Origin of the sequence: Paenarthrobacter sp. Y-19 (assembly GCF_029223985.1) — a bacterium.
Taxonomy (GTDB): Bacteria; Actinomycetota; Actinomycetes; order Actinomycetales; family Micrococcaceae; genus Arthrobacter; species Arthrobacter nicotinovorans.
Map to the genome: position 1 here is coordinate 138,684 of NZ_CP119414.1, position 26,459 is coordinate 165,142.

28 protein-coding genes are annotated in these 26,459 nt (G+C 63.5%); 22 read left to right on the forward strand and 6 right to left on the reverse strand.

Annotated elements, in window-relative coordinates; genetic code table 11:
- Nucleotides 1-55 precede the first annotated feature (55 nt).
- The 5 genes from PYR64_RS00700 to PYR64_RS00720 all read left to right on the forward strand — a co-directional run bounded on the left by PYR64_RS00700 (nucleotide 56) and on the right by PYR64_RS00720 (nucleotide 5,479).
- Nucleotides 56-1,339, forward strand: a complete 1,284-nt coding sequence (locus tag PYR64_RS00700; RefSeq protein ID WP_275777739.1) for an ice-binding family protein — start codon at nucleotides 56-58, stop codon at nucleotides 1,337-1,339.
- 88 nt (nucleotides 1,340-1,427) lie between these two features.
- A complete protein-coding gene (locus tag PYR64_RS00705; RefSeq protein WP_275777741.1) occupies nucleotides 1,428-2,084 on the forward strand; it encodes a class F sortase in 657 nt (218 codons plus the stop codon).
- Nucleotides 2,085-2,157: 73 nt separating this feature from the next.
- Entirely contained in the window at nucleotides 2,158-3,291 is a 1,134-nt protein-coding gene (locus PYR64_RS00710) for a phosphatase domain-containing protein (RefSeq protein ID WP_079582669.1), read from the forward strand.
- Nucleotides 3,292-3,417: 126 nt separating this feature from the next.
- A complete protein-coding gene (locus PYR64_RS00715) occupies nucleotides 3,418-4,386 on the forward strand; it encodes an alpha/beta hydrolase (protein ID WP_275777742.1) in 969 nt (322 codons plus the stop codon).
- Between the two features lie 94 nt (nucleotides 4,387-4,480).
- Nucleotides 4,481-5,479, forward strand: a complete 999-nt coding sequence (locus tag PYR64_RS00720; protein ID WP_275777743.1) for a helix-turn-helix domain-containing protein — start codon at nucleotides 4,481-4,483, stop codon at nucleotides 5,477-5,479.
- 3 nt (nucleotides 5,480-5,482) lie between these two features.
- Here PYR64_RS00720 and PYR64_RS00725 read toward each other — a convergent pair whose 3' ends face one another.
- Nucleotides 5,483-6,577 (reverse strand): LacI family DNA-binding transcriptional regulator, encoded by a 1,095-nt coding sequence (locus PYR64_RS00725; RefSeq protein WP_079582663.1) that lies wholly within the window; start codon nucleotides 6,575-6,577, stop codon nucleotides 5,483-5,485.
- A gap of 188 nt (nucleotides 6,578-6,765) precedes the next feature.
- Between PYR64_RS00725 and PYR64_RS00730 the strand changes: the two genes are divergently transcribed.
- From PYR64_RS00730 to PYR64_RS00750, 5 genes are read left to right on the forward strand one after another with little or no spacing between them, the layout of a single operon-like run.
- A complete protein-coding gene (locus PYR64_RS00730) occupies nucleotides 6,766-7,623 on the forward strand; it encodes an ABC transporter substrate-binding protein (protein WP_035734415.1) in 858 nt (285 codons plus the stop codon).
- Between the two features lie 38 nt (nucleotides 7,624-7,661).
- Nucleotides 7,662-8,450 carry an amino acid ABC transporter permease gene (locus PYR64_RS00735; RefSeq protein WP_275777744.1) on the forward strand — a complete coding sequence of 263 codons (789 nt, stop codon included), beginning with the start codon at nucleotides 7,662-7,664 and terminating at the stop codon, nucleotides 8,448-8,450.
- Nucleotides 8,447-9,235: an amino acid ABC transporter ATP-binding protein gene (locus tag PYR64_RS00740; protein WP_018780092.1), complete on the forward strand. Its 789-nt coding sequence runs from the start codon at nucleotides 8,447-8,449 to the stop codon at nucleotides 9,233-9,235. Before PYR64_RS00735 ends, PYR64_RS00740 begins: the two co-directional genes overlap by 4 nt.
- A complete protein-coding gene (locus tag PYR64_RS00745; protein ID WP_275777747.1) occupies nucleotides 9,235-10,278 on the forward strand; it encodes a Gfo/Idh/MocA family oxidoreductase in 1,044 nt (347 codons plus the stop codon). Before PYR64_RS00740 ends, PYR64_RS00745 begins: the two co-directional genes overlap by 1 nt.
- A gap of 38 nt (nucleotides 10,279-10,316) precedes the next feature.
- The gene (locus PYR64_RS00750; protein WP_275777749.1) at nucleotides 10,317-11,429 is read left to right on the forward strand and encodes an FAD-binding oxidoreductase; all 1,113 of its coding nucleotides are present in this window, start codon (nucleotides 10,317-10,319) and stop codon (nucleotides 11,427-11,429) included.
- A 146-nt stretch (nucleotides 11,430-11,575) separates the two neighbouring features.
- Here PYR64_RS00750 and PYR64_RS00755 read toward each other — a convergent pair whose 3' ends face one another.
- Nucleotides 11,576-12,184 carry a TasA family protein gene (locus tag PYR64_RS00755; protein WP_064723919.1) on the reverse strand — a complete coding sequence of 203 codons (609 nt, stop codon included), beginning with the start codon at nucleotides 12,182-12,184 and terminating at the stop codon, nucleotides 11,576-11,578.
- 291 nt (nucleotides 12,185-12,475) lie between these two features.
- Here PYR64_RS00755 and PYR64_RS00760 point away from each other — a divergent pair, with 291 nt between their 5' ends.
- A complete protein-coding gene (locus PYR64_RS00760) occupies nucleotides 12,476-12,934 on the forward strand; it encodes a DUF1801 domain-containing protein (RefSeq protein WP_018780023.1) in 459 nt (152 codons plus the stop codon).
- Between the two features lie 27 nt (nucleotides 12,935-12,961).
- Here the strand turns inward: PYR64_RS00760 and PYR64_RS00765 are convergent, their stop codons facing one another.
- Entirely contained in the window at nucleotides 12,962-14,098 is a 1,137-nt protein-coding gene (locus tag PYR64_RS00765) for an AI-2E family transporter (RefSeq protein WP_275777752.1), read from the reverse strand.
- Nucleotides 14,099-14,519: 421 nt separating this feature from the next.
- Between PYR64_RS00765 and PYR64_RS00770 the strand changes: the two genes are divergently transcribed.
- The 10 genes from PYR64_RS00770 (at nucleotide 14,520) to PYR64_RS00815 (ending at nucleotide 23,555) form a co-directional block, all read left to right on the forward strand.
- On the forward strand, nucleotides 14,520-15,566 hold the full coding sequence (locus tag PYR64_RS00770; RefSeq protein ID WP_055977134.1) for a hypothetical protein: 1,047 nt from the start codon (nucleotides 14,520-14,522) through the stop codon (nucleotides 15,564-15,566).
- The gene (locus PYR64_RS00775) at nucleotides 15,563-16,165 is read left to right on the forward strand and encodes a TetR/AcrR family transcriptional regulator (protein WP_055977132.1); all 603 of its coding nucleotides are present in this window, start codon (nucleotides 15,563-15,565) and stop codon (nucleotides 16,163-16,165) included. The genes PYR64_RS00770 and PYR64_RS00775 overlap by 4 nt, the downstream gene beginning before the upstream one ends.
- 316 nt (nucleotides 16,166-16,481) lie before the next feature.
- Nucleotides 16,482-17,036 carry a sigma-70 family RNA polymerase sigma factor gene (locus PYR64_RS00780; RefSeq protein ID WP_039239583.1) on the forward strand — a complete coding sequence of 185 codons (555 nt, stop codon included), beginning with the start codon at nucleotides 16,482-16,484 and terminating at the stop codon, nucleotides 17,034-17,036.
- On the forward strand, nucleotides 17,033-17,833 hold the full coding sequence (locus tag PYR64_RS00785) for a hypothetical protein (RefSeq protein WP_275777755.1): 801 nt from the start codon (nucleotides 17,033-17,035) through the stop codon (nucleotides 17,831-17,833). Before PYR64_RS00780 ends, PYR64_RS00785 begins: the two co-directional genes overlap by 4 nt.
- A 33-nt stretch (nucleotides 17,834-17,866) precedes the next feature.
- Nucleotides 17,867-18,292, forward strand: a complete 426-nt coding sequence (locus PYR64_RS00790; protein WP_275777757.1) for a CoA-binding protein — start codon at nucleotides 17,867-17,869, stop codon at nucleotides 18,290-18,292.
- A gap of 84 nt (nucleotides 18,293-18,376) precedes the next feature.
- Nucleotides 18,377-19,213 carry a polysaccharide deacetylase family protein gene (locus PYR64_RS00795; RefSeq protein ID WP_275777759.1) on the forward strand — a complete coding sequence of 279 codons (837 nt, stop codon included), beginning with the start codon at nucleotides 18,377-18,379 and terminating at the stop codon, nucleotides 19,211-19,213.
- A 38-nt stretch (nucleotides 19,214-19,251) separates the two neighbouring features.
- A complete protein-coding gene (locus tag PYR64_RS00800) occupies nucleotides 19,252-19,662 on the forward strand; it encodes an MmcQ/YjbR family DNA-binding protein (protein ID WP_275777761.1) in 411 nt (136 codons plus the stop codon).
- A 568-nt stretch (nucleotides 19,663-20,230) separates the two neighbouring features.
- A complete protein-coding gene (gene ngcE / locus PYR64_RS00805) occupies nucleotides 20,231-21,640 on the forward strand; it encodes an N-acetylglucosamine/diacetylchitobiose ABC transporter substrate-binding protein (RefSeq protein WP_018780013.1) in 1,410 nt (469 codons plus the stop codon).
- 5 nt (nucleotides 21,641-21,645) lie between these two features.
- On the forward strand, nucleotides 21,646-22,662 hold the full coding sequence (locus PYR64_RS00810) for a sugar ABC transporter permease (protein WP_026267481.1): 1,017 nt from the start codon (nucleotides 21,646-21,648) through the stop codon (nucleotides 22,660-22,662).
- A complete protein-coding gene (locus tag PYR64_RS00815; RefSeq protein ID WP_018780011.1) occupies nucleotides 22,662-23,555 on the forward strand; it encodes a carbohydrate ABC transporter permease in 894 nt (297 codons plus the stop codon). Before PYR64_RS00810 ends, PYR64_RS00815 begins: the two co-directional genes overlap by 1 nt.
- A gap of 98 nt (nucleotides 23,556-23,653) precedes the next feature.
- Here PYR64_RS00815 and PYR64_RS00820 read toward each other — a convergent pair whose 3' ends face one another.
- Together PYR64_RS00820 and PYR64_RS00825 are read right to left on the reverse strand one after the other, a co-directional pair.
- The gene (locus tag PYR64_RS00820; RefSeq protein ID WP_275777764.1) at nucleotides 23,654-24,376 is read right to left on the reverse strand and encodes an alpha/beta fold hydrolase; all 723 of its coding nucleotides are present in this window, start codon (nucleotides 24,374-24,376) and stop codon (nucleotides 23,654-23,656) included.
- A gap of 87 nt (nucleotides 24,377-24,463) precedes the next feature.
- Complete coding sequence (locus PYR64_RS00825) at nucleotides 24,464-25,462, reverse strand: AraC family transcriptional regulator (protein WP_275777766.1); 999 nt, start codon at nucleotides 25,460-25,462, stop codon at nucleotides 24,464-24,466.
- A 93-nt stretch (nucleotides 25,463-25,555) separates the two neighbouring features.
- Here PYR64_RS00825 and PYR64_RS00830 point away from each other — a divergent pair, with 93 nt between their 5' ends.
- On the forward strand, nucleotides 25,556-25,876 hold the full coding sequence (locus tag PYR64_RS00830; RefSeq protein WP_018780008.1) for a putative quinol monooxygenase: 321 nt from the start codon (nucleotides 25,556-25,558) through the stop codon (nucleotides 25,874-25,876).
- 57 nt (nucleotides 25,877-25,933) lie between these two features.
- On the opposite strand, the gene PYR64_RS00835 is transcribed toward PYR64_RS00830, so the two are convergent.
- Nucleotides 25,934-26,458 (reverse strand): flavin reductase family protein, encoded by a 525-nt coding sequence (locus PYR64_RS00835; protein WP_275777769.1) that lies wholly within the window; start codon nucleotides 26,456-26,458, stop codon nucleotides 25,934-25,936.
- Nucleotide 26,459: the final 1 nt, after the last annotated feature.

Here is a 26,459-nt window from a genome sequence, read left to right on the forward strand (position 1 = left end):
CGCGTCGGTAACAGTGGGGGCCGCCTCCGGAGTTCTTCTCCTTGCCGGTGCCATCATGCTCCAACAATCACCTGCATTTGCGGCGACGCCGGTAAACCTGGGTACTGCGGGGTCGTACTCGGTCCTTGCCGCCACCACGGTGACCAACACCGGCCCCACCACCCTCCAAGGAGACCTGGGCCTGAGCCCCGGCACCGCCATTACCGGCTTTCCGCCCGGCACCGCTGCTGGCACAACCCACGCTGCCGACGCGGTGGCTTTGCAAGCACAGTCGGATCTGACCACCGCCTACAACAATGCTGCAGGGCAAGCGTTGACGGCGAGCGTATCGGGCGACCTGGTTGGCCAGACTTTGACGGAAGGTGTCTACAAGTCAACATCGTCGCTGGCGCTCAGCGGCCAGCTGACACTGGATGGCCAGGGTAATCCGGCGTCTGTGTTCGTGTTCCAGGTGGCGTCCACGCTGATTACTGCGTCCGCCAGCAGCATCATCTTCACCAACGGCGCCCAAGCCTGCAACGTGTTCTGGCAGGTCGGCAGCTCGGCGACCCTGGGCACTGCCTCAAGCTTCAAAGGCACCGTACTTGCGCTGACGTCGATTACAGCCCAGACCAACGCAGTGGTGGAGGGGCGGCTCCTGGCGCGTAATGGTCAGGTTTCCCTGGACACCAACGTGGTAACCGCACCCGCTTGCGTCACGACCCCCACCACCTCCGCGCCACCTGCAACAGCGACGGCGACGCCGACCGCGACGGAGACAGTGACAGAGACGGCGACGGCGACTGCGACGCCGACCGCGACGGAGACAGTGATAGAGACGGCGACGGCGACTGCGACGGCGACGGCGACTGCGACGACGACTGCGACGCCGACCGCGACGGAGACAGTGACAGAGACGGCGACTGCGACTGCGACGCCGACCGCGACGGAGACGGTGACAGAGACGGCGACTGCCACTGCGACGCCGACCGCGACGGAGACGGTGACAGAGACGGCGACCGCGACGGAGACAGTGACAGCGACTGCGACTGCGACCGCGACGGAGACGGCGACTGCCACTGCGACGCCGACCGCGACGGAGACGGTGACAGAGACGGCGACCGCGACCCCGACTGCCACTTCCACGGACGGCGCCACTCCGGTCCAGTCCGCACCCTTGGCTGGGACGGGTAGGAATCAGGGCACCAACGTGGACACTGCAGCAAGGGTTTCCAACACGGAGCCCATGAGCCGCACGGCCGTGCTCGGCACGATCTTGGTGGCCCTGGGCGGTGCAGGAATTCTGACCTTGGGCATCCGCTTCCTGACGGCTATTCGCAGGGAAAACCAGCAGGACTAGCAGCTTGCGTCGAGGATCTGTACAGCGAGGCAGGCACCGCCGTTCGCCGGGGCGTTGGAAACAACGGCGAACGGCGGTCATCGCCTCCATGGCTGTAGTGCTGTTGGCGGCGTTGCTTCCGGGGTGGTCAACGCAGGCCGCCACTGATTCCGGGCCAACGGTCGCGGCAGGTGAACCATCCAAGGCAATCAGCGCTATACAGCCGTTCACTTCGAGCAGCGCTTCTGCGGCACCCTCCACGGCACCTGCTGCTGCACCCGCGCCGCAGCCAGCGCCCAGCGAGGCAGCCGCAGCGGCGACCGGTTCGCCACCCTTGCACATAACGTACGCGAAGGTCGGGATGGACCAGGCGATCGTGCCCCTTGCCCCGACGGAGGCCGAACGGGAACTGGGTTCCATCGTCCCGCCGTACACACACGATGCGTATTGGCTCGACCCATACGGCATGCCGGGTGCGGGATCAACCAACACCACGTACCTGGTGGGACATAGCTGGGAGGGACAGGCGTCTCCCTTCAACAACATCAGCACCCTCGCGCAGGCGGGTGACCGCATCACCGTTACAACCGCGGAGGGGCTTCTGGAGTTCAGGGTCGACTCGGTGGCAACGGAGTACAAGGACACCCTGCGGGACAGTGAGATCTGGGACAGGGTGCCGGGGCGTCTCATTCTCATCACTTGCTACGCGGCTGATCTGTGGGGGAAAAACATCGTCGTGCTGGCGAGCCCGGAGCGCGTGCCGTAGCGGATTGTTGCGTTATGCGTGCGGGCTGGAGGGAAGCGGTGCCGCAGCGAGCAGGCCGTGGAAGACTGGACACATGTCTTCCCGTCCCGTGAAACCGCGCCCCCAGCCCGACGTCGTTGAAACTGACGGTCCCAAGCCTGCGGGCAAGGGGCGCCGCCACCTGGCCATGAGGCTCGACGACGCGTGGCTGGGTTTCCAGACCCGCCTTGCCATCCGGCGTGGCCGGGTGGAGACCGTGATTCCATATACGGGCTACGGCTCGACGACTTGGGTCCGGGTGCTGGCCCGCGTGGTGCGAAGTGATCCCCGCGACGCTGCAGGTCACGCAAAGCCCTTGCAGGAAAGCATGCGCGGCTGGCGGAACTTCACGAGTGCTCCCGTAGCCAACGCCGCGGTAAAGGTGACTGTGGCTGGTTCCGTCCATGACGTCGTCGCAGACCGCGGCGGTGTGGTTGACGTGCGCATCCCGGTGACCCTGACAGCTGGTTGGCACACCATCACGCTGCAGTCGGGGGAGTCCCACGTCGTGGAGGCTCCCGTGCGGATTGTTGCGGACGACACGGACTTCGGAGTCGTCTCGGACATCGACGACACGGTCATGGTCACCGCGCTGCCCCGGCCTTTCCTGGCCGCCTGGAACACGTTCGTGCTCAACGAACATGCCCGGACTCCCACTCCGGGCATGGCGGTGCTGTATGAACGGATCGCCAGGACTGCCCCGTCGGCGCCGGTACTGTATCTCTCCACCGGGGCCTGGAACGTTGCCCCGACGCTGTCGCGTTTCCTTTCCCGCAATCTGTACCCGGCTGGTCCCAAGCTGCTGACCGACTGGGGCCCAACGCCGGATCGCTGGTTCCGCAGCGGCCAGGAACACAAACGGACCTCGCTGGAACGCCTCGCGGAGGAGTTCCCCCACGTCAAATGGCTCCTGGTTGGTGACGACGGACAACATGACGAAGCCATTTACTCCGAGTTCGCCCAGCGGCACCCGGAGAATGTCCGGGCCATTGCCATCCGCCAACTCTCGGCCGGCGAAGCGGTCCTCGCAGGCGGTCGGTCGAAGACGGGCGGTCAACCCACACCGGGGGTTCCTTGGATCTATGCCCCGGACGGTGCAGGCATGTCGGCCCGGCTCGAGGAGTTGGGCATTATCCGGAGCGACGTCCGTTCCGCCGACGATCCCGAAGAAGGCGACATCCAGGCCTAGCCCTGGCCCGCCACGCGGCGGTCAGGGCCCGCTCTTTTGCGGACAGCTGGCGGTTAGCGAGGCACGCAGGGACGCCTAGGCTTGCATCAGGTCACGACGAGGTGGCCGGAATTGATGGAGGTCGAGATGACAACTTTACGGAAAGTGCCGCCATTTGATGCCGAACTAGGGGCTACCCTCGGGGCGCTGGGCGACCTGATTGCTCCCACCCTGACCCCGGACATGATTGAAGGAATGCGGGAGTCGTTCGTTGTGGCTCCCGTCGAAGATCTCTTGTCGGGACGCCCCGTAACGCACTTTGAGCGGACCGTTCCGGGCCCGTTGGGTGCTCCCGACCTCACAGTGTCTGTTTTCCAGCGAACTGACCACGCCCCTGGAGGGCCCGGTATCTATCACATCCATGGTGGCGGCATGGTCATGGGTGACCGGTTTCTTGGAGCGGACTCCCTGATTGACTGGGTGGAGCAACTGGACGCGGTGGCTGTCTCGGTGGAGTACCGCCTGGCCCCCGAAAACCCTGATCCGGCACCCGTGGAGGACTGCTATGCGGGCCTGGAGTGGATGGCGGCGAACGCAGAAGAGCTGGGTGTGGATCCCGAGCGGCTGGTCGTCGCGGGTGCCAGCGCGGGAGGAGGACTGGCTGCAGGCGTGGCACTGATGTCACGCGACCGTGGCGGCCCCGCCCTGGCAGGGCAGCTGCTGATCTACCCCATGTTGGACGACCGCAACGAGAGCCTGTCCAGCCACCAGTTCGACGGCATCGGCGTCTGGGACCGGACCAGCAACGACACCGGCTGGGATGCCCTCCTGGGTGACCGCCGCAAAACCAGTCAGGTATCCATATATGCGGCGCCTGCCCGCGCAGCCGATCTTTCGAACCTGCCGCCCGCCTTCATTGACGTTGCCTCCGCCGAAGTGTTCCGGGATGAGGACGTGGCCTACGCGTCGACCATCTGGGCCTGCGGAGGGGATGCGGAACTGCACGTCTGGCCCGGCGGCTTCCACGGTTTCGATATTTTCTTCCCCCAGGCAGCGCTTTCGGTCCTGGCCCGGGAAGCCAGGACCAGGTGGCTCCGACGCATATTGGGCACCTGATGGACCTGTCCCGCCGCCGCAGTTTGTTGCCGCAGCGGCAGGACTGGAGCACCATTGAGTTCCCGAAGGTTGACGATGTGGTGGGCGGTAGGAAATGCAAGGACTGGTGTGGCGCCTCAAGGCGCTCGACCCTGAGGCTTCGGAAAGCCTCAAAGTCATTACGTATTTCGATGCCCTGGTCAACAGCCGGGCCAATGCGGAAATGCTCATCCACGGAGCGGCGGCGCTCTGCGGGTGCCCCGTTGGCTATGCCATGGACGGCAGGAGCGTCTGCGTGGATGCCTCGGGCGGGAAGATCTCCGGGCAGCAGGGCGACTGGCCATCCAGGCCGTTCGGTGTCGACGGGAAGGCCTGGATCCAGCGCCCCGGCCTGGCGTACGCCAATGATGAGCTCATCCTGGAACGGCTTGCCATCGCTCTTGGGATCTTCTGGGACCGCAGGAGCCCTGTCGCTGCAACACGGCGGGCAATGGATACCCTCTTGGACGCTGACGCTTCCGACGACAAGCGCATGGAGGCGGCGCAACTCCTCCATCTGAACCGCGACGCCTTGTACCGGGTCCATGCAACGCCCGGAGCTACCCAGGGATCAGGTCCCACGGCTTTGCTGCACACCCCCTTCGGGGCCATCAAGGCGGCAATACGCCCGGTCAGTGCAATGGTTGAACAGCACGCCCCGGCAGGAATCGGCCTTCCCAAACCTCCCCGCGAGCTTTACCTCTCGTGGGAAACGGCGTTGCTGGCTCTCCGGCTCACCAGCCCGCGCCATCAGATCCAGGACGCCGGCGAGCTCGGCGGCTTGGTAGTCCTGGCAGGGGTGGCCACTGACACAACACGGGAACCGCCTGACCTGACGGCCTTGAAGCGGTTGATCGAGGCTCAGCCCAAGGCGTACCCCCTACTCGAGGCCATAGCGGAGGCAGGCAGCCTCCGTGCTGTGGCAGGGCAGCTCAATCTGCACCATTCGAGCGTTCAGCACCGGGCGGCGGAGTTTTCGACTGCCCTGGGCTTTGACATTCGAACGCCCCAAGGCCGTGTACGCCTTACCCTTGCGTTGGCATTGTTCCTGCTTGCCACCAATAACTTTGATTGAGCCTCAGCTGCCTGCCTTGCTGAGGGCGTCGGCGTTCCTGGGAGCACCCACGGAGCCGCGCTGAATCAAGCTCGCCGCCAGTTCGGGGGCAGGGGAAACTGATTTCCTGCCCTCGATCTGCCGGATCAGGGCTGACGCCGCCGCCATGCCCATGTCGTAGACGGGTTGCGCGATGACCGTGAGCGGGGGAGTGGTGAGCCGGGTCCACGCGAAATCGTCGTACATCAGGAACGAGACATCTTCCGGGATGGAGAGGCCGAGGTTCTGCACCGCTTCCACCACGCTCAACGCGATAAGGCCGTCCGAGGCGATGATGGCCGTAGCGGGATCCGGGCCGTGGAGCAGCTCGCGGGTAATGCGCATGATGGAGTCGGCGTCGCCGGCGTTGAGGCGGACAAGATCGGTGGGCTGCGGGAGGCCCGCTTCGTCGAAGGCCCTGTGTATTCCGTCCAGACGGTCTGAAATTTGTGAGGAGTCCAGCTTCATCCCGGCAACGTACGGGGCATTGGTCCGGACCGTGGAGACGAAGGCGATCCGTCGGTGTCCGGCCGCGATGAGGTGCTTGGTGGACTCGTAGGAGATGCCTCCCATGTCCACCGCGAACGTCTCGGCATCCAGCCCTTCGGCGGCACGGTCCAGCAGGACCAGCGGACGCCCGGACTCACGGACCTGCCGCAGGTGTGCGGTTTCCACCGAGGAAGCCGGAGCAACAATGAGTCCATCAACCCGTTTGTCCAGCAGCACCCGGACCGCATCCACTTCCGCGGCCTGTTCCTCGTCGGTGTTGATGAGGATGACGTTGTAGCCGCTCTTCTTGGCGGCGTCCGTGATGCCCCTGGTGGCGAGCCCGAAGTGCGGGTTTTCAATATCGCCTACCACCACCCCGATGGTGTTGGATTTGCCGGTGTTCATGCTGCGGGCGAGCTCGTTGGGGCGATACTCAAGTTCCTCGGCCGCGGCGAGGACGCGTTCACGGACGTCGTCGCTGACGGCGCCGTAATTGCCGAGCGCCCGCGCCGCCTGGGCTTTGGACACTTGCGCAGCTTTGGCGACGTCGGCAACCGTCACGTCCCGCCGTCGGGATCCGTCAGTGCTCATGTTCACCTTTCCGAAAGGGTGTTGACGCGGCTTTGTGAGTTCCGCTACATTTCAATCAATCGATGTGAGTCCGGTCTCAATCCTAGGGACTGAGACCGGACTCAGCAAGACCCGACATCGAGCAATATCTCCAGCGGCTCCTGACAGCACCGCTTTCCCTCCCACGATTGGATAACGCTGTGATCAAAATGAACTTCCGCCCGGCAGCGCTCGCAGCCACAGCCTTGGCGGCTATCCTCGCCCTTTCCGGCTGTGGTGGATCCTCAGCCGGCAGCTCACCGTCAGCCGACAACCCCTATGGACTCATCCAGCCCGGCACCATCCGCGTAGCAAGCCTTGGCGACTCCAAGCCGTACACCTTCACCGATGGCACCGGGAACTTCACAGGGTTCGACGTTGAACTCTTCAAGGACGTGGCCCACCGGGCAGGCGTGGACAATGTCGTCTTCACCGGCCAAGACTTCTCCGGGCTCCTGGCAGCGGTATCTAACGGCCAGTTCGACGTCGGCGTGGCCGCTATCGGAATCACCGACAAGCGCAAGGAAACCGTGGACTTTTCCGACGGATACCTGGCCGGTTACCTGACGGTCATCACCACCAAAACCTCTGGCATCAAGGATGTGGACGGGCTGAACGGCAAGCGCCTGGGCGTGGTCCAGGGCACCCTCCAGGAAGCCTATGCGGTGAAGAACTTCACCTCCGCCCAGCTTGTGAAGTTCCCTGACAACAACACGGCCATAGCCGCCGTCAACAGCGGGTCCGTGGACGCACACTTCCTCGATTACGAGGCCGCCAAGGCTTACCAGGAGCAGTTCGGCCTGGTCAGTGCCGCCGACATCCCCTCCTTCGATGCCCCGGCAGGATTCGCGATCGCCAAGGACAAGCCCGCCTTCAAGGAGGCACTGAACAAGGGCCTCGCCGCCGCGATGGAGGACGGCACCTGGAAGAAGCTCTACCAGAAGTGGTTCCCGGGCTCACCGATGCCCGAGCAGTACCTCCCCAAGGCCGAGCAGACCTCCAGCCCTTCCCCCACGGCCGCCAAGTAAGCCGTTCCGCCCAACCAACCAACGTCTGAGAGCACTCAATGGATTGGCTCAATACCATCAGCCGCACGTTCTTCGACTTTGACGCCATGGTCGAAGTGCTGCCCCAACTCCTCGGAGTTGGCCTCCTCAACACCCTCATCATTTCCATCGCAGCAACCATCCTCGGCGTAGTGTTGGGGATGGTGGTGGCGGTCATGGGCATTTCGCGCTCCAAATGGCTGCGGATCCCGGCAAGGATCTACACGGACCTGTTCCGCGGGCTTCCCGCCATCCTCACCATCCTGCTGATCGGCCAAGGATTTGCCCGGTTGAGCCAGTCGGTCTTCGGTCCTTCTCCCTACCCCTTGGGAATCATTGCGCTGAGCCTCATCGCCAGTGCCTACATCGGAGAGATCTTCCGTGCGGGGATCCTCAGTGTGGACAAAGGCCAAGGAGAGGCGTGCCGCGCACTGGGAATGAGCTACACCAAATCCATGGCGCTGGTAGTGGTGCCGCAAGGCGTTCGCCGGGTACTCCCGGCCTTGGTGAACCAGTTCATCGCCATCGTCAAGGATTCCTCCTTGGTCTACTTCCTGGGCCTCCTTGTCAGCGAGCGGGAACTGTTCCGGGTGGGCCAGGACGCGGCGGTGCTCTCCGGCAACCTCTCGCCGTTGGTCATGGCGGGCATTTTCTACCTGATCATCACCGTTCCCCTGACCCACCTCGTCAACTACTTCGACAACAAGTTCCGCACCGGCCGCCGTCGTCCCACGGCACCCACCAGCGGGCTGAAGGAAGTCAAGGAACTCGATGCGGCCTCGCCGCTCATCACCGGGAGCAACACGTGAACCTCACCAGCAGCAGTGCAACCAGCACCAACAAGACCAGCCAGGACATCGAAAAGTTCCACGGGTCCAGCCTGGAACTGCAGAACCTGACCATGGCCTACGGGGACGTGGAAGTACTCCGCAACGTCAGCCTCACCGTGGCCCCGGGCACCACCACCTGCATCATCGGTCCATCCGGCTCCGGCAAGTCCACGCTCCTGCGCGGCGTCAACCGCCTGCACGAGCCCAAGAGCGGCGACGTGCTCCTGGCCGGCGAAAGTGCCCTCAAGGTGAAGCCTGACATCCTGAGGGCCCGCATCGGCATGGTGTTCCAGCACTTCAACCTCTTCCCGGATCACACGGCCCTGGAGAACGTCGCACTCGCACTCTGGAGCGTCAAGGGCATGTCCAAGGCCGAGGCCAGGGAGCGCGCCCGACGCCGACTCGCCGAGGTCGGTCTCGCCGAACGCGCCGACCACCGGCCCCGGGACCTTTCCGGAGGGCAGCAGCAGCGCGTCGCCATCGCACGGGCACTGGCCATGGAACCGGAGGTCATGCTCTTCGATGAAGCCACCAGCGCCCTGGATCCGGAACTCGTCAAGGGCGTCCTGAACCTCATGGCCGGGCTGGGCCGGCGTGGCATGACCATGCTGGTGGTCACCCACGAGATGGGCTTCGCCCGTAAAGTCGCCGACCAAGTGGTGTTCATGGACGAAGGCGAGGTAGTGGAGATCGGCACACCCACCGAGCTCTTCGACAACCCGCGCAGCGAACGCCTGCAGCGGTTCCTCTCGGAAGTCCTGTGATGGGCGGGGCAACAGCGGCACCCATCAGGACCGCCGTCGTCGGATTCGGTGTTTCCGGCAAGGTCTTCCACACACCGCTCATCGAAGCCGACCCGAACTATTCGCTGGACGTGATTGTGACGGCGGACCCGGAACGGGCCGCCGAGGCCGCTCGCCTCTACCCTCAAGCCAGGATCGTGCCCACACCGGCGGACATGTTCAACCGCGCCGCCGAGCTGGACCTGGTGGTGCTGGGAACCCCGCCGCTGACGCACCTGGAACTCGGGGCAACGGCGATCGCCCATGGCTTGAACGTGGTGGTGGACAAACCTTTCGTGTCCACGGTTGCGCACGGCGAGGAGCTGCTGGCCCGCGCGTCCGACGCCGGTGTGCAGCTTACGGTCTTCCAGAACCGCCGGTGGGACGCTGACTTCCTTACGCTCCGGAAGCTTGTGCGGGACGGCGGGCTTGGCGAAGTGCGCACCTTCGAATCCCGGTTCGAGTGGTGGCGGCCCGAAGGCTTCGGCAACTGGCGCGATTCGGCAACGCTGGCCGAAGGCGGCGGGATCCTCCACGACCTCGGGGCGCATTTGATAGACCAGGCGATCCAGCTTTTCGGGCCGGTTGCGGAGAGCTACGGCGAGGTCGCCAACCACGGGCCGCATCCTGAGGCTGCGGATACCGAGGCTTTCGTCTCCCTCCTCCACGAATCCGGCGTCCGCTCGCGGCTGTGGATGAACGGCATGGCAGCGCAAGTGGGTCCGCGATTCCATGTGCTGGGCTCCAAGGCGGGCTACACCAAATGGGGACTCGACGGCCAGGAACCCGCGCTCGCAGCGGGCGTCACGCCGTCGGACCCGTCCTACGGTGTGGAGTCCCAGGAGTCTTGGGGCGTTCTGGGAATCGACGGTTCGGCAACGCCTGTCCCGGCGGAAAAGGGCGACTACCCCCGGTTCTACAGGGAACTCGCCGCCTCGCTCCGGGGCCAGGGCCAGCTGCCCGTGCAAGCTGCAGAAGCGCTGGAAACCCTCAGGATCATCGAAAACATTCACGCCTACGCATAACGGCGTTTCACCGCATCAACACATAGAAAGGGAGAACCATGTCCTCCACCAAGCACGTTGCCGTTATCGGAGGCGGCATCCTGGGCGTCTCCACCGCAGTCCACCTGCTCCGCCAGGGCGCCTCTGTGACCCTCCTGAGCGAGCAGGGCCTCGCCAGCGAAGCTACGGGCCGTTCTCTGTCCTGGCTCAACTCGGCCGGTGAACGCTCCACGCCCTACCACCAGCTTCGCGTAGCCGGGGTGGACCGGTACCGCACGCTCTTTGCTACCGATCCCAGCCGCGAGTGGTTGCAATTCGGGGGAGGACTCATGTGGAACGCGGCCGGGCAGGGCGAAGTCACGGAAGCCCGGCACGCTTACGAAAAGTCCATCGCCTACGACTCCAAACTGCTGGATCCGGATGAGATCGAGTCGGTCACCCCGGGTATTGATGCACGCGCTGTTCCCGAAAACGCCATTTTCAACCCGGGCGAAGGCTGGGTCAGCCTCCCGGACCTGGTGAACTTCCTGATGGAAGACTTCCACGCCTTGGGTGGCAACCTCGTTCTGAACGCTGGAAAAGTCTCGGTGACGGTCGACGGCGGCCGGGCCGCCGGCGTCGAAACCGCGGCAGGCGATACGTACGCCGCGGACGCCGTCCTGGTTGCCTGCGGTGCCGCAACACCCGCCGTCGTCAAGGCTCTGGGCGTCGACATTCCCAACGGTTCCCCGGTGTCCATGCTTGTGGTGACCAAGCCGGTGGAGCACAATGTCACCGCTGTGATGAACACGCCGCGGGCCGCTGTGCGCCCCAACCCGGGAAATACGTTCGCGCTGGATCACGACTGGTACGAGGAACGCATCACCGAGCACGCCGACGGTTCATTCACCATCCCCGATGAGGTGGTCCAGGAGCTGGCCGACGAGTCTTCCAAACTCATTGCAGGCAACCCGGAACTGAAGCCGGCGTCGTGGAAAATCGGCTACAAGCCCATTCCGGGGGACGGCGAGCCCGTGTTCGGCGAACTGGGCCAGGTGCCGGGCTGCTTCGTTGCCTTCACACACTCCGGTGCGACGTTGGGGCTCATTGCGGGTGAATTGCTCTCCGGAGAAATCCTGACCGGCGAGAAGCACCCGATGCTCGCGACGTTCCGTCCAGGGCGATTCTCATAGCACTTCCCTCGTGCTCTGAACAGGCCAACGGCCCCGATACGCCATCTGCATAAGCGTGTCGGGGCCGTTGGAGTTTCAGGGCTCGCCGGGCCTGATCGGGCTGGGGGGAAAGGAAACCGATCAGGCCCGGCGGGGTTTGGGGTGGTTTATTTGGTGGTTTCGGTGCGTTGGGTGCCGGTGAAGGCGAAGGCGATGGTGGAGGTGGCGCCTTGGAAGGTGTTGTCCGCGGTGGTGGGGAACGCGGTGGTGACTTTGAGGTTGTCGGTCTTGGCTGAGGTCAGGGAGGTGAGGTTGTTCAGGACCTTGTTCGCTGCGATGACGGGGCCGTTGGCCAGGACGGTGGTTTTGGTGCCGGCGCAGGTGTAGGGGGCGGCGGTGCCGGTCCAGGGGGTGGAGCAGTTTTCGATGGTCAGTTGCAGCCCGTTGGTGGTGTCGGTGGTGAGGAGGGAGGCGGTGGCGCCGGCGGAGGTGGTGAGGGTGACGTTGTTCAGGTCGGAGTTGCCGGTGTTGGCCAGGGTGACGAGTTTTTCGACTTTGTCGCCGGGCAGCAGGCCTGCGATGGGGACGTTGAGGGTGTTGGCTGGTCCGGGGGCGCCCAGGGCGATGGTGACGGTGCCTGCGGTGACGGCTTGGGAGGCGGAGGTGGAGGAGGTGAACGCGCCGTAGGTTCCCATGCCGGCGACGGCGGCTGCGGTGCCGACCAGTGCGACGGAGGCGAGGATTTTGCCGGAGGTGGTCTTGAGGCTGATGGCCATGGGGATCAGTGTCCTTTCGTGTGGCCACCGTGAGACCGGCCGGCCGTTTCTTCAGCCTGTGTGGCTGACAAGAAATACTTTGCCGGGCCTGGATCAAGAACCAATCCTGCAAACCCACAACACTTCCTCAGGAAACCCTCAAGAAAACCGCACCCACTGCTTGCTCGTCCCGGCTCTCAATGCCAAGCGACCAACGAAGTTTCCGATCGAGCAGTTTTGGAGAAGCCCCACGGGCCGCCGGGTCATAGCGTTGATGGTGTCAAGCAAAAAGACCAGGGGAGAGAGACCGCCATGACGGACAACCAGCAAACGGCTACCAAAGAAAAGTCCTACGACGGCTTCACCGAGGACGAACGGGCGGCCATGAAAGAAAGGGCGCAGGAGCTGAAGAAGGCGCCGCGCAAGAAGGCCTCCAAAGCCGACGGTGAGGCCGATGTCCTGGCCAAGATCGCCGAGATGCCCGAAGCGGACAAGGCCATGGCCGAACGCCTGCACGCCCTGGTCAAGGAACACGCGCCGGAACTGACCCCGAAAACCTGGTACGGAATGCCCGCTTATGCCCGGGACGGAAAGAACATCGTGTTCTTCCAGAGCTCCCATAAGTTCAAGGCCCGCTATGCCACGCTCGGCTTTGAGGAGAATGCAAAGCTTGACGACGGCGACATGTGGCCCACGTCGTTCGCCCTCAAGGAGATCACGCCGGCTGTTGAAGCGAAGATCGTCGAACTGCTGAAGAAGGCACTCGCCTGACAGTCGGACTTCCAGCTTGGGCGGCCGCTACACCGGCTGGCTGTTGGCCGGCGGCAGGTCCGGGTTGACCGGCTCAAGGTCAAGGTCTTCCGCCGTCCACACCTGCACGATGGCCCAGGTGACCGCGGCGATGGGTACAGAGAGGACGGCGCCGATGATGCCGGCCAGGATGGTGCCCGCCGTCAGTGCCATCAGGATCACCAGGGCGTGCAACTGCAACGACTTGCCCATGACCACCGGCTGGAGAAGGTCGCCCTCAAGCTGGTTGACCGCGATCACTGCAATGACCACGATGAGTGCCACGATCGGACCGTTCGCCACGAGGGCCACCAACGCCGCCAGAATGCCGGCGACGGTAGCACCCACCAAGGGGATGAACGCGCCAATAAAGACGATGATCGCCAGGGGGATGGCCAGCGGCACTTGGAGGATCAGCAGCACGGCTCCGATGGCGACTGTATCCACCAAAGCCACAATCGCCGTCCCCCGTACGTAACCGCCCAGTACTTCCATGGTCCGTTTGCCAACGCGGCGGAGCTTTGCTTCGCGAGTGCCCTTGAACGGACGCAGGAAGAAGTCCCAGATCTTGGCGCCGTCCTTGAGGAAGAAGAAGAGTATGACCACCATGAGGCTCGCGCCGGCCAGGAACTCGGTCACCACGGACAAACCGGTCACGGCACCGGAGCGCACTTGGCTGCTCTGGGCGAAGTCCACTACAGCTTGCCGGGCTTGGTTGAGCTGTTCCTGATCCAGGGGGAAGGGCCCTGTGAGCAGGAAGTTTTCCAGCTCGTCCAGGCCTTCTGCCGCTTGGCTGATCAGTTCGTCCCATTGGCTGCGCACCGACAGGACGATGATGCTCACAACGCCGCCCAGGACAATCAACAGTCCCAGGAATGCGACGGCGGTGGCGAGACCGCCACGCCAGCCACGGCGCCGGAGCATGTTGACGAACGGGCCGATGGCGGCGGCCAGGATCAGTGAGACAAGGACCGGGATCACCAGCAGCCGGATCTGCAGCAGCGCGAACACCACCACTACTGCCACGACCAGAATCAGGAGAATCTGGGCGGCACGGATAGCCGTCCGACCCAGTGAGTCCTTCCACAGGTCGGGCTTGGGTTTGTTGCGCGTGGAAAGGGGAGCCGTTTCCTCGGATCGCGTCATGTGAACTCCTGTTCGTTCGCATCGGTCAGCCGATGGGATCAAACGTAAGCCTACTGACTATTTGCGGGGGTGGCTCCTCCTGCGCGGGACAGGGGTCGGCGTGACTAGTAGGTGGGGTCCGGGTTGGGGGTGGGGGAACCGGGCCGGGGTCGGGAATCGGTGATGGTCCCGGCGTCGGATTGGGGTCCGGTATGGGGCTCGGAGGAAACGGCGTCGTGGGGTCCGGTGGCGGAGGTACGGGGCCGGGGTCGGGCGGGAACGGCTCGGGCTCGTGGGCTGGGGGCAATGTCATGATCTCTCCTCTGCGTTCTGGTGAATGGTGCTCGGGGTAGATACCAGCAGCCTAGGCGCGGGCCCCTTGCTGCGCCACCACTCCGCGGGCTGTTTCAATTTTTAGGTCATATGACCTAAAATCAGATTCATGAAAGATCATCTCAAGCTCGATACCTCCGGTCCAGTGCTGATTGTCGGCGGTTACGGAACGGTCGGCGCAGCGCTCACGCAGCATGCACAGGGGGAGTGGCCGCTTCTCCTGACCGGCAGGAACCCGGACCGCGGGAGCCACCTGACCAATGACAGAGTGACTGTCCGGGCATGGGACCTCAACCAGTCCGAGCCCTTCGAAGCACGGGTCCGGGCAGTAATCAGTACAGTCAATGACCCCGATGACAGGGTGCTTCGGGCAGCTGTAAGCGCCGGGATTCCGTACGTTGACGTCACCCGTTGGACCAGCCGGGTCACCCGGGCCGTCACCCTGTCCACCCTGTTGCAGCCCACGGCGCCTGTGCTGCTCAGTTCGGGGTGGATGGGTGGCGTCACCAATACCGTGGCGGCAGCCCTGGCCCGGGAAGTGGGCGGAGCAGCCGAGGTGGACATTTCCATCAGGTATGACATCAATGACCAGGCCGGGGCCGACTCCGTTGACTTCATGGACCGGCTGGGACTGGAGTTCGAAGCCCGCAAAGGCGGCAAGGCCGCCGTCGTACGTCCCTTGACCGACACGCGCTGGGTGGATATCGCCGGGCACCGCACCAAAGTCGCCAGGCTTGACACCCCCGAGCAGTTCACGCTGCCGCTCACCTTGGGTGCAGGTTCTGTGGCAACGAGGATCGGCTTCAGTTCCAATACATCGACGACGGCGTTGCTCGCCGCGCGCGCGGTGGGGCTGTTCCGGTGGGGCAGCGGCGAGAAATGGGCGCCGCTGCGTCGTTCGCTGCTCTACTCCCCGGGATCGGGCGGGACGGCGCATATCCGGGTGGAAGTGACTGGTCCGGGCGGCACCGGGACTGCCACTATCACCGATCCCCTGGGGCAGGCCCACCTGACGGCAGCGGGTGGACTTCTTGGGCTCCACACGGTGCTCAGCGATGATGCGCGGCCCGGCGTTTCCTTTCCCGAATCGGCGCCCGAACCGGCTGCGCAGCTCGCCAAACTCGAGTCATACGGTGTGACAATATTGAGGTCATGACCGAAAGCAAGGGCGCGCTGCGCAGGGCGGCCCTTCTGGACGCGGCCGAAGAAGTGCTGGTTACCAAAGGCAACGCAAACGCTGCCATGCGGGACTTCGCAGCCGCCGCCGGGGTGCGGGTCGGGCACCTCCAGCACTACTTTCCCACCAGGGCTGACCTCATTCGCGCGGTCCTTGAGCGATCGCTGGAGCGCTCGCTTCATCGGCTCAATGACGTCACCGACGTGGACCTCGCGCCGGAGGCTGCCGGCGGGCTTGGCATGGATGAGTCACAGCGGCTCCTGACCGCGTTGCTCCGGGAACACTCCGACATGGCCGACGTCAGGATGCACCTGGAGATCTGGGCGCTGGCCGCCTCGGATGAAGCAGCTGCCGGGGCCTTGCGGGGCTTCTATTCCCGGTACACCGCGCACGTGCAGGGTCTGGTCCGCAGGGGAAGGCCGGAGCTCCCGGACCAGGAAGCCAACGCAGCGGCCGCCGCAATTGTGAGCTTGTTCGAGGGTGCGGCCGTCACGCGTTCTGATATTGCGGGACTTCGAACAGTGCACGGTGACCAAGCGGTCATCCGTACGGCGCAGTGGTTGATCCACGGGCAGTAGGGCCAGTCTGTCCCTGCCCCGGCAACCCCGCCCGGTCCGGCGCTGAACGGCGCCGGAAAGGCTTCCAAAAAAAGTTTGTACTCCCGCGTAACCCTTTGCCGCGCTCCGACGATTACGTCTGTGAAAGGGCCGGGTTGGAATTTGTCCCCCATCATCTTCCAGCCCGGCTCTTCCATGTCCGGGAGTTCCTGCCGGTCAAGGGTTCGTCCTTTGGCAGGCCCGGCAGAGCAGTTACTCTTGGTGGGGTCGTCCGTTGCGGGAATCGGATGATCTGGCTCCCAGCCTGGACCAACCGCCGATCGAAAGTCCGAAATCTGTGACCGACGCATTGACCGACGAAGCGCTTCACGCACTCCAAGGCAATAACGCGGAACTGTTCAGCGCCGTTTACCAGGCCTATGCGGGCCAGGTTCTTGGGTACTTGACGGCCAAAGGCGTCCCGGACCCGGAAGCAACCACGCAGGATGTTTTCCTCGCTGTCCTTCCACGCCTGGACGAGATCAATGGCGGCGTCAACGGCCTCAGGACCTTTATCTTCTCGGTAGCCCACGCCCGAATGGTGGATGAGCACAGGAAGGAAAGCCGGACACCTGACCAGCACGAGTTTGAGCCCGAGCGGGATGCGCGCGAAGCGAGCTCGGCAGAGGCTGAGGCGATGCTGCGGTTGGCCCCCTACGAGGTGATGGCGTTGCTGGAACACCTCGGCGAAGAGCAGCGGGAGGTCCTGACGCTCCGCATCGTTGCAGGCCTCACCGTGGAGCAGGTGGCCGGAATCATGGGGAAAACCGCCGGTGCAGTGAAGCAGCTGCAACGGCGGGCACTGATCACCCTCCGTGAGCATTCGGCAGTAAAGGAATACGTGTCGCCATGACATACAAGGATTTGGACCGCGGGCAGATCGTGGACGAGCTGCTGCTCGACGCCGGTCTCAGCGACGCGTCCGATGTTCGGCAGGCGCTTCTGGCCATGGGTCAGCTTGCCGACGCGGCGGCTCCTGCACCCGGCGCGGAACTCGCTGCCATGCTGGCGGGACCGCATGATGAGGTTTCCAAACGACGTTGGCGGCATAAGCACCGGACCGCAGTAGTAAGTGTTGCCGTGGTTGCGGCTATGGGACTTGGTGCCAGCGGTGTTGCAGCCGCAAGTTCAGGCTTTACGCGGAGCCCGTCCTTCGAGGGTCTGCTGGGCACTGTCGCCCCGCATCGGGCCGCTGCAGCGCCCGCCTTGCCCGCTCCCGATGCTCCCAAGGTCAGCACCGCGCCGGCTCCCTCGGCGGATCCGGCCGCGATCCCGCAGCCCTCTCCGGTGCAGCCAACGCCGGCAACGATGATCCCGATTCCCGCGCAGCAACAGGCGCCGGCAGCATCCCAAGCAGTACCCCAGACGCCGCCGGGAACCGCGCCCGCTGCTGCCACCGCCGTCGTGCCCGCCGCGAATCCGCCAGCGCCGCAACCGGCCAAGGCTGTGCCGGGAGCGATGCCCGCTGCGCCCACCACGCCGGCGCCTTGGCTGCGGCCCGGCCCGGCGGGCCCAGGCGCCCTGCCCGGCAACGGCCTTTCCGTAGCTTCCGAAAAGGAGGCCTTGGCGCAGCTCAAAGCCGCTGAAGAAAAACTGAAGCAGTGGAAGAAGCAGCTGAAACGGCAGGATCCGGCACAGCCACGTCCGTGATTCCCCGCGTGAGGACGGCAGTAGGCTTGGACCATGATGCACGTCAACGATCCCGCCGTCGTCGAACGGTTGATGCGGACCAAAGGCACGTGGGCCATCGTCGGCCTCAGCAACAACGAGTGGCGTTCGGCCTATGACGTTTCGCTTTACGTCCGGGACAAGATGGGCATGGAGATCATCCCCGTCAACCTCAAGGGCGAGGACGTGCACGGCGAGGAGGGCTACAAAAGCCTGGGGGATATTCCCCTCGACAAGCACCCCATCGATGTTGTGGATTGCTTCGTCAATTCCGAACGTGTTGGTGCGGTCATCGACCAGGCAATCGAGGTCGGCGCCAAGGCGGTATGGCTCCAGCTGGGAGTCTTCGACGACGACGCCACGCAACGCGCAATGGACGCAGGCCTCGACGTCGTGGTGAATTCATGTCCGGCGCGTGAAGGCTGGCATTACGGCTTGTGATTCCTGCGCTGGTTCTTCTGCTAGATTGCTGCTGACTCATCTCTTCAGCCCCGGGGGACGGCCATGTCCGGCGACCATTTTGCAATGCCATTTTCCATTCCCAGCAGACGGGCCGCCTTGGGTATCTTCGGCGCCTCCATGGTGGCCGGTCTAACCGCCTGCACTGCCGCTGAAGGGGCGGAAAGTTCGACGCCGGCGCCTGCGCCGACTGACACGGCAACGCCAGCGGCCTCCCCTTCGGCGACGGCGACGCCCACCCCCACGCCGACCCCCGCAGCAACGAAGCGGATCCGCCGCTCCTTCATTCCGGACTTCCAGCTGCCGCCGGTCGTGGGCGGCCTCGCCCCAGTCATCACCAGGATCCCCACAAAGCACCCGGTCGTTTTTCTGACCATCGACGACGGCAACATCAAAACCCCGGAATCGGTCAGGCTCATGGCCGAATACGACTACCCGGCGTCGCTGTTCCTCACCAAGGACACCATCGCTGACAATCCGGCGTTCTTCAACGCCTTCAAAGCCCAAGGCAGCCTGGTGGAAAACCACACGGTCACCCATAACATCAACATGGTGCGCCAATGGGGATTTCAGCAGCAGCTCAATGACATGGTGGGAATGCAGGAGTACGCCCTCCAGCACTATGGCCGCCGGCCGACACTTTTCCGTCCGCCGGGAGGCGCATATTCCAACGTGATGCGCCAGGCCGTTGCCGATGCCGGCATGAAAGCCATCATTACCTGGGAAGCCAAGGCCAACGCGGGAAAAATGGACTACCAAGTGGGCAACGCGTTGCGACCGGGTGACATTGTGCTGATGCATTTCCGGGCAGAGTTCGCCGCGGACCTGGCTGCTTTCCGGGCTGCGCAGCTTGCAGCGGGGCTGGAAGTGGTGCTGCTTGAGGACTTCCTGGGCGTGGCGTAGCCGTACCTGCAGCGGTGGCGCTCCAGTAGGCTCGCTCCATGGATGTTTCCCAGCTCCGTGAGATATGCCTTGGCTTCCCGGGCGCCTTTGAGGACTTCCCGTTCGGGCCCGGGACATCGGTCTTCAAGGTCCGTGCCGCCGTCGCCGGTGGTGCCCGGCACGAGGCCAAGATGTTCGCGCTGTCCTCCATGGATCCGGACGACTGGTCCGTGAGCCTGAAGTGCGAGCCTGCGCTGGCCGAACAACTCAGGGCGGCCCATCCGGAAATCACCGGTGCCTGGCACATGAACAAGACCCACTGGAACGGTGTCCGACTGGATGGTGCCCTTCCGGACGGGATGGTCCGGGACATGGTGGAGGACTCCTACGACCTCGTGGTGGCCACGCTGAGCCGCAAGCAGCAGGAGCAACTCGGCTGGGCCCGGCTGGCGCGCCCGCAAGGCGGCTGATGCACCCCTCCCCATGGCGCTGACATCGGACTAGATTGATAGTGCATACCAGGCGACATCAGCCACCGGGCTGGTCAGGAGCGGTTTGATGGTGGATACGAAAGCACAGGCGCAGCTGTGGAACGTCCCACTGATCGCGCTGAGCCGGTGAAGCGATGCGCAAAGCCCACGGATATGCCACTGCTTCCCTGGATGAGCGAACCACGCGGCGGATGATTGCTTCGCGCACTCGCTCCGGAGTGTTTCCGGACGGTAAAAACCGCCTCACTGACCCTGCGACGGAGTCCGGGATGGTCGAAAATTGGGCGGAACCAAAGGGAACTGAACATCCCGACGGGGTGTATCGCCGGTCCCGGACGGAATGCGGAAAGGCTCTCGCGGAGGGACCGTGAAAAGATCACGCTTTGACAAATGTTGATCGAAACTGCGGAGAAATATTGATTTTCGATCATTCGTGGTGAAGTATGTCACACGAAGGTTGGTGCTGCCAGAGCGTCAGCCCAGACTGTCCGACTGGACGGCCCTAGCCGCCGGAGTCGGCCTTACGAGTCACTAGAGGGGTATTGAAATGACCATTCAGCACCAGTCCGTCGGTCGCCGTGGATTCCTGCGCGGGGCACTCGCAGCAGCCGTACTCGTGCCCATGGGGGGAACCATCGCATCCTGTGCTGCCGGGGGAGGCGGCACCACCACCGGCCCCACGGGCACCGTCTCCGACACCAACCCGTTCGGCATGGCTGACAAGGCCACCCTCGACGCCGTGATCTTCAAGGGCGGCTACGGTATCGACTACGTGGATTTCGCCGGCAAGATCTTTGAAAAGACGCACGAGGGTTCCACCGCAAAGATCGCTCCGTCCACGGACATCGCCCAGGAACTCCAGCCCCGTTTCGTCGGTGGCAACCCGCCGGACCTGATCGACAACTCCGGCGCCAAGGCAATCGGCTTCAGCACCATCCTGGCCCAGCTCGAGGACCTCACCCCCGTGGTGGAGGCCAAGAACCTCGAAGGCAAGGTCATCAAGGACACCCTGTACACGGGCGTGCTGGCTCCGGGCACTTTCGACGGCAAGCTTGCCGCGCTGAACTACGTACTGACCGTCTACGCCGTCTGGTACTCGGATTCCCTGCTCAAGGAAAACGGCTGGACCGTTCCCAAGACCTGGGATGAAATGTATGCGCTCGGCGAGCAGGCAAAAGCCAAGGGCAAGTACTTGTTCGTGTGGGGCAAGGAAGCCGCCACCTACTACCAGGAACTCGCCATCGCGTCCGCCATCAAGGAAGGCGGGGACGAAGTCCGCCTCGCGCTGGAAAACCTCAAGGAAGGTTGCTGGTCGCACCCGGCCATCCAGTCCGTCTTCACCGCACTGGACAAGATCGTGAAGGCCGGCTTCTTCAAGCCGGGCGGCTCGGGCACGCAGTTCACGGCCGCCCAGGCACAGTGGAGCAACGCCCAGGAGGCTGTGTTCTACCCGTCGGGTTCGTGGATCGAGAACGAAATGAAGGACCAGACGAAGGCCGGCTTCAACATGATGGGCGCCCCGGCGCCCTCGGTCAGCGCCAGCCCCAAGATGCCTTACACCGCCCTCCACAGCGCAGCCGGCGAACCGTACATCGTCCCGTCTCAAGGCAAGAACGCGGCAGGCGGCAAGGAAATGCTCCGCATCATGCTGTCCAAGGAAGCTGCAACCAACTTCGCCAAGACCAAGTTGGCTCCAACGATCGTCAAGGACACCGTTCCGGCGGACGGCTTCGGATCCACCGCGCTGGTCTCGCAAACCAAAATGTTGGGCGATGCCGGCGACGACGTCTACTCCTGGAACTTCATCGACCTTTACGGAACCAACAAGGACCAGCTCGTTGTCTGGAACACCTTCCTGGACGGCAAGTCGGACGTTGCAACCCTGACCTCCGCACTGCAGAACATCACCGACAAGGTCCGTAACGACAGCTCGGTCAAGAAGATCGAAGTGAAGTGACCGTAGTGAAAACACAGCAGAGCCGGAACGACGACGGCCTGGCCGCCGTCGTTCCGGCCGCAGCTCCACAGCAATTGGTCAAGCGGCGGCGCAAGCCGCTGACCTGGGACAAAGTCAGCTTCTTCGCGGTATTCCTCGGACTTCCGCTGGCGATCTACCTGTTGTTCGTGATCTGGCCGTTCATCCAGGCATTCGGCTACTCGCTGACGGACTGGTCCGGCTTCTCGCCCACGCAGAACTTCATCGGCCTGGAGAACTACACCAAGATCTTCACGGACGATATCTTCATGAAAGCCATGGGGAACAACATCCTCCTGGTTATTTTCCTGCCGATCATCACCATCATCCTGAGCCTGGTGCTGGCTTCCCTGGTGACCGTTGGCGGAAGCAGCAAGGGGCAGATCAAGGGCCTCCGGAATTCCAGCTTCTACCGGGTTGTGTCATTCTTCCCGTACACGATTCCCGCGATTGCCATCGGCATCATGTGGGGGCAGATCTACGATCCTTCGGGCGGTCTGCTGAACGGCATCCTTACCGGGCTGGGGCTGGACCAGTTCAAGGACTTCGCCTGGCTGGGCAACAAGGACACTGCCATGATCGCCACGATGTTCGTGATCGTGTGGGGCTTCGTTGGCTTCTACATGGTCCTGTTCGTTGCAGGCATCAAGGGCATTCCCGCTGAACTCTTCGAAGCGGCAAGGATCGACGGCGCGGGCCGCTTCCGCACCGCTGTGTCCATCACCATTCCGCTGATCCGGGACAACATCCAGACCGCCTACATCTACATGGGCATTCTGGCATTGGACGCGTTTGTCTACATGGCCGCACTGAACTCCGGCGGTGGTCCGGACAACTCCACACTGGTCATGGCGCAGCAGTTGTTCTTCACAGCCTTCAGCAAGGGGCAGTTCGGTCTCGCCAGCGCCATGGGTGTCGTGCTGGCCATTGCAACGCTGATCTTCTCCGGATTGGTCTTCTTGGTCAACCGGCTCACCGGCGGCGATAAGGATGTGAGCCTGTAATGACGACAAAAGTTTCAACTCCGGAAATGAAGTCCCTGCACTTCCAGCCGCGGACCCCGGCAACATCCACGTCCGACAAAGTGGTGGGAGCGGTCTCGCACACTGCCCTGACCATTTGGACGCTCATTGTCATCCTGCCGTTGCTGTGGACGGTCATGTCGTCCTTCAAGACGTCCAGCGAGATCTTTGCTTCGCCGTTCGCCTTGCCGTCCCAGTGGAACCTGGATAACTACACCAAGGCGTGGAGTGAAGCAGGCATCGGAGCTGCGTTCCTGAACTCCGTGCTGGTGGTCGCTGTGGCCCTGGTGATCGTCATGGTCCTTGGCGCCATGTGTGCTTACGTGCTTGCCCGCTACACCTTCCCGGGCAGCAGGGCCATCTACTACCTGATGCTCGCCGGCCTGACTTTCCCGATCTTCCTGGCCATGGTTCCCTTGTTCTTCGTCCTGAAGAACATGGGACTGCTGAACACACTGCCCGGGTTGATTCTGGTCTACGTCGGCTTTGCGCTGCCGTTCACGGTGTTCTTCCTCTTCTCCTTCTTCAAGTCATTGCCGCACGAAATCACAGAGGCAGCAGCCCTTGACGGTGCGGGGGAGTGGCGGACGTTCTTCCAGGTCATGTTGCCGATGGCCAAGCCGGGCCTCGCCTCGGTGGCCATATTCAACTTCCTGGGCCTGTGGAACCAGTTCCTGATCCCGGTGTCCATCAACGCCGCCGGCCCACGCGTGCTGTCGCAGGAACTGGCGGCCTTCGCCGGCCAGATGGGCTACGCGGTGGACTTCGGGGCATTGTTCGCCGCCGTTACCGTGACCGTGGTTCCGGTGCTGATCGTGTACATCATCTTCCAGCGCCAGTTGCAGGGCTCCGTTTCACAGGGCACCTCAAAGTAGTACAACCGCGCTAAAAACAGCGTTCGACGGCGGTCCGCACCCCACGTGCGGGCCGCCGTCGGGCGTTAAGGGCAGCGGGGGAGGGGGCGCGATCCGGCTCAGTCCCTGCCGGCTTCAATGAATTTAAGGGCGGTGTACCCGGGGTTTGTCAGGAGGACCTCGTGGCTGCCTTCCATACTGACCAGCCGGAAGACGCCCAACCTGTTTGATAGCCGGGGGTGCCGTCCCCATTCCCCCTGGGTGATGTCGTTGTCGTCCAAAGGCGCGATGTAACTGAACGCCTGGGGAACGCGCTCCCAACCTGTCATGTCTGCAGGGTCGGTGAATGCGCCGAAGGGCTGGGGGCGCAGTACATCGTAGATTTCCTGGGCATGTTCGGCGCTTCCATCGTTGAAGAATCCGTCCCTCCACACGAAGAACGGCAGGACCACCGAGCCGTCAGAGCGTTCGTCGGCGCTTGCCTGCAGGGCGGCCCGGAGGTGCGGCGGTACCTCGTCCACCAGCGCTTTGCCGTGCTCCGGCACGAACGCTGCAAAGTAGACGAGTCGTCGGATCCGTTCGGGCATTTCAATGGCGACCCTGGAGATCAGATAACCGCCCCAGCTGTGGCCCACCAGCACAAAGTCGCTGAGGTTGTGCTCCCTGATGTATTCGATGATCGGCTCGGCCGCACCGTTCAGGTTGACGTTTTTGCTGTCGTTCGGCCCCAGTCCACCCGCAGTAGGGGTATGAACTTCGTGCCCTGCCGCCTCAAGGTGGGTGCGAACGGGGTCCCACATTTCGCCGTAGTGCCAAGCGCCGTGTACAAGGACAAACTTCATGGTTCACTCCGAATCCGGGATCAATTGCCTGTCATCGAAGTATGTTCAACGGCGGACGGGGCCGCTATCGGAAAGACGACGGCGGTCCTATCGGATTCGCGCAGCCTTCAGGACAACGGAGGGCGTCGTGCCGTAGCGGGACTTGAACTGGGTGGAGAACTCACCCAAATGGAAGAAACCGCACTGCAACGCGACCTCGGTGACGCTGGTCCCGTCCGGATCTGATTCCCGCAGAATCCGGTGGGCGGTTTCGAGCCGTTTCATTTTCAGCCATTGGCCGGGCGTCGTGTCCAGCTCGCGGCGAAAGCTTGCCTCCAGGCTGCGGATGCTGATGCCGCAGCAACGTGCGACGCTGCTGAGGCTTACTGGTTCGCCAATACGCTCCAGCATGTACTCGGTTGCCCGGCGGACACGCAAAGACGCAATCCCTCCCGGGCTCCGTGGCTGGAAGGGGGTGGCAACGTCTCCGCTGGGGATGAGGAGGGACTCGATGATGAGCTCTTCAAGGTGAAGGCTCACCCGATGCTGCCAGCTGGAGTCTTTCACCGTCGATATGCTCATGCTGCTTTCGATCAAGCTGCAAAGCAGGGCCGGCGGCAGCCCCAGGGACAAGGGGAGCTCGACTCTTCGGCCTGGCCCAGTGGTCATTGCCTGGCCGGCCACGGTCTCGACGCGATGACGATCCAGCCTCAAAACCACTTGGTCGTAGTCGGCGTCGAGGTCGAATTGAAAGAGGTCATACGGGCCGACAACCACTGCGTTGTCAGGCGTTGCGACGGCGGTCTCCGAGCCGTAGCGAAAAAGTGCGCGGCCGCGGACGGGCATGCTCACCAGGAAGCTGTTCTCGTCGGGCTCCGCCGGCGACACCGTGACTGCAGCGCCGTAGTGCAGCCGGTTGATCGAAAGCGAACCAATCTGCTGATGGTCCAGCCGCGCCGCAAGCCGGGATGTCCTGCCGTTAAGGCGCAACGTGTGGGGGCGCAGTGTCCGCGTACATGCCTCCACCACCTGGTCCTTATCGTGCGCCGGGTCCAATATCCTCCGGGCTGTGGAGCTGAGGGTGGCAGCAATGCGTGAAAGCGTCATTGGGATCTCCACGGCGGAGGGAAGTACAGGAATTCTGACAGTATGGACAGTAAACATGGACGGTAAACCGCAACGCAACGAAAGGCAGCAACCGTGATCTTCATCGTGGTTAAATTCAACGTCAAGCCGGACTGGTCCGATCGCTGGCTGGATCTCGTCGGTGACTTCACCGAGGCCACCCGCGCGGAACCCGGGAACCTGTGGTTCGATTGGTCCCGCAGCGTGGAGAACCCGAACGAGTTCGTCCTCGTGGAAGCCTTCCAGGACGATGCCGCCGAGGCGCACGTGAACAGCGAACACTTCAAGAAGGCCATGTCGGACATGCCGCAGGCACTCGCCGAAACGCCGCACATCATCAGCCGCCAGATCGAGGGCAGTGGCTGGGACCGCATGGGTGAGCTGACCATCGCCTAGCCGGAGGGTAGAGGTGGTGCCCGGCTCGAACGAGCCGGGCACCACCTGTTTAACTCCTCAGAACATCCACGGAATCTCCGCGTGGCCGAAGTCGGAGAAGGATCCGAACCGTCCGGCCTTGAACGCGAGCACCTCGCCGTCCCGGTCCCGGCACGTGGTGACCTGGCCGAAGAAGACCTGGTGATCGCCGACGTCGTACTTCTGCACAACGGTGCAATCCGCCTGGGCGAGGGCGCCCTTGATCACGGGCAGGCCGCTTTCGGTGACGTCAAAGTCTCCGTCGCCGAAGCGGTCACCGCCGCGCACCGCGAACCGCCGCGCGATCGACTCCTGCTTGGACCCCAGGATGGACACCGCGAACTTGCCGCTCTCCATCAGGGCCTCACCGGTGCGGGTACCGAAGTTCAGCGAGATCATCAGGACGGGCGGCTCCAGGCTGATGGATGTCAGCGAACTGATGGTCATCCCGTATTGCTCGTCCTCGTGTTGGGTGGTGACCACGGCAACGCCCGTCAGGAACCGGCCCATGGCCCGGCGCATCCCCATGGCATCGGGAACAGTGAAAAGCGGTGCGAGGCTCATG

Bases quoted from the DNA above. Each gene is read 5' to 3' on its own strand.
- PYR64_RS00700 (WP_275777739.1), top strand. From the start codon at position 56: ATGCTCCAACAATCACCTGCATTTGCGGCGACGCCGGTAAACCTGGGT.
- PYR64_RS00705 (WP_275777741.1), top strand. From the start codon at position 1,428: ATGGCTGTAGTGCTGTTGGCGGCGTTGCTTCCGGGGTGGTCAACGCAG.
- PYR64_RS00710 (WP_079582669.1), top strand. From the start codon at position 2,158: ATGTCTTCCCGTCCCGTGAAACCGCGCCCCCAGCCCGACGTCGTTGAA.
- PYR64_RS00715 (WP_275777742.1), top strand. From the start codon at position 3,418: ATGACAACTTTACGGAAAGTGCCGCCATTTGATGCCGAACTAGGGGCT.
- PYR64_RS00720 (WP_275777743.1), top strand. From the start codon at position 4,481: ATGCAAGGACTGGTGTGGCGCCTCAAGGCGCTCGACCCTGAGGCTTCG.
- PYR64_RS00725 (WP_079582663.1), bottom strand. From the start codon at position 6,577: ATGAGCACTGACGGATCCCGACGGCGGGACGTGACGGTTGCCGACGTC.
- PYR64_RS00730 (WP_035734415.1), top strand. From the start codon at position 6,766: ATGAACTTCCGCCCGGCAGCGCTCGCAGCCACAGCCTTGGCGGCTATC.
- PYR64_RS00735 (WP_275777744.1), top strand. From the start codon at position 7,662: ATGGATTGGCTCAATACCATCAGCCGCACGTTCTTCGACTTTGACGCC.
- PYR64_RS00745 (WP_275777747.1), top strand. From the start codon at position 9,235: ATGGGCGGGGCAACAGCGGCACCCATCAGGACCGCCGTCGTCGGATTC.
- PYR64_RS00750 (WP_275777749.1), top strand. From the start codon at position 10,317: ATGTCCTCCACCAAGCACGTTGCCGTTATCGGAGGCGGCATCCTGGGC.
- PYR64_RS00755 (WP_064723919.1), bottom strand. From the start codon at position 12,184: ATGGCCATCAGCCTCAAGACCACCTCCGGCAAAATCCTCGCCTCCGTC.
- PYR64_RS00760 (WP_018780023.1), top strand. From the start codon at position 12,476: ATGACGGACAACCAGCAAACGGCTACCAAAGAAAAGTCCTACGACGGC.
- PYR64_RS00765 (WP_275777752.1), bottom strand. From the start codon at position 14,098: ATGACGCGATCCGAGGAAACGGCTCCCCTTTCCACGCGCAACAAACCC.
- PYR64_RS00770 (WP_055977134.1), top strand. From the start codon at position 14,520: ATGAAAGATCATCTCAAGCTCGATACCTCCGGTCCAGTGCTGATTGTC.
- PYR64_RS00775 (WP_055977132.1), top strand. From the start codon at position 15,563: ATGACCGAAAGCAAGGGCGCGCTGCGCAGGGCGGCCCTTCTGGACGCG.
- PYR64_RS00785 (WP_275777755.1), top strand. From the start codon at position 17,033: ATGACATACAAGGATTTGGACCGCGGGCAGATCGTGGACGAGCTGCTG.
- PYR64_RS00790 (WP_275777757.1), top strand. From the start codon at position 17,867: ATGATGCACGTCAACGATCCCGCCGTCGTCGAACGGTTGATGCGGACC.
- PYR64_RS00795 (WP_275777759.1), top strand. From the start codon at position 18,377: ATGCCATTTTCCATTCCCAGCAGACGGGCCGCCTTGGGTATCTTCGGC.
- PYR64_RS00800 (WP_275777761.1), top strand. From the start codon at position 19,252: ATGGATGTTTCCCAGCTCCGTGAGATATGCCTTGGCTTCCCGGGCGCC.
- ngcE (WP_018780013.1), top strand. From the start codon at position 20,231: ATGACCATTCAGCACCAGTCCGTCGGTCGCCGTGGATTCCTGCGCGGG.
- PYR64_RS00815 (WP_018780011.1), top strand. From the start codon at position 22,662: ATGACGACAAAAGTTTCAACTCCGGAAATGAAGTCCCTGCACTTCCAG.
- PYR64_RS00820 (WP_275777764.1), bottom strand. From the start codon at position 24,376: ATGAAGTTTGTCCTTGTACACGGCGCTTGGCACTACGGCGAAATGTGG.
- PYR64_RS00825 (WP_275777766.1), bottom strand. From the start codon at position 25,462: ATGACGCTTTCACGCATTGCTGCCACCCTCAGCTCCACAGCCCGGAGG.
- PYR64_RS00835 (WP_275777769.1), bottom strand. From the start codon at position 26,458: ATGAGCCTCGCACCGCTTTTCACTGTTCCCGATGCCATGGGGATGCGC.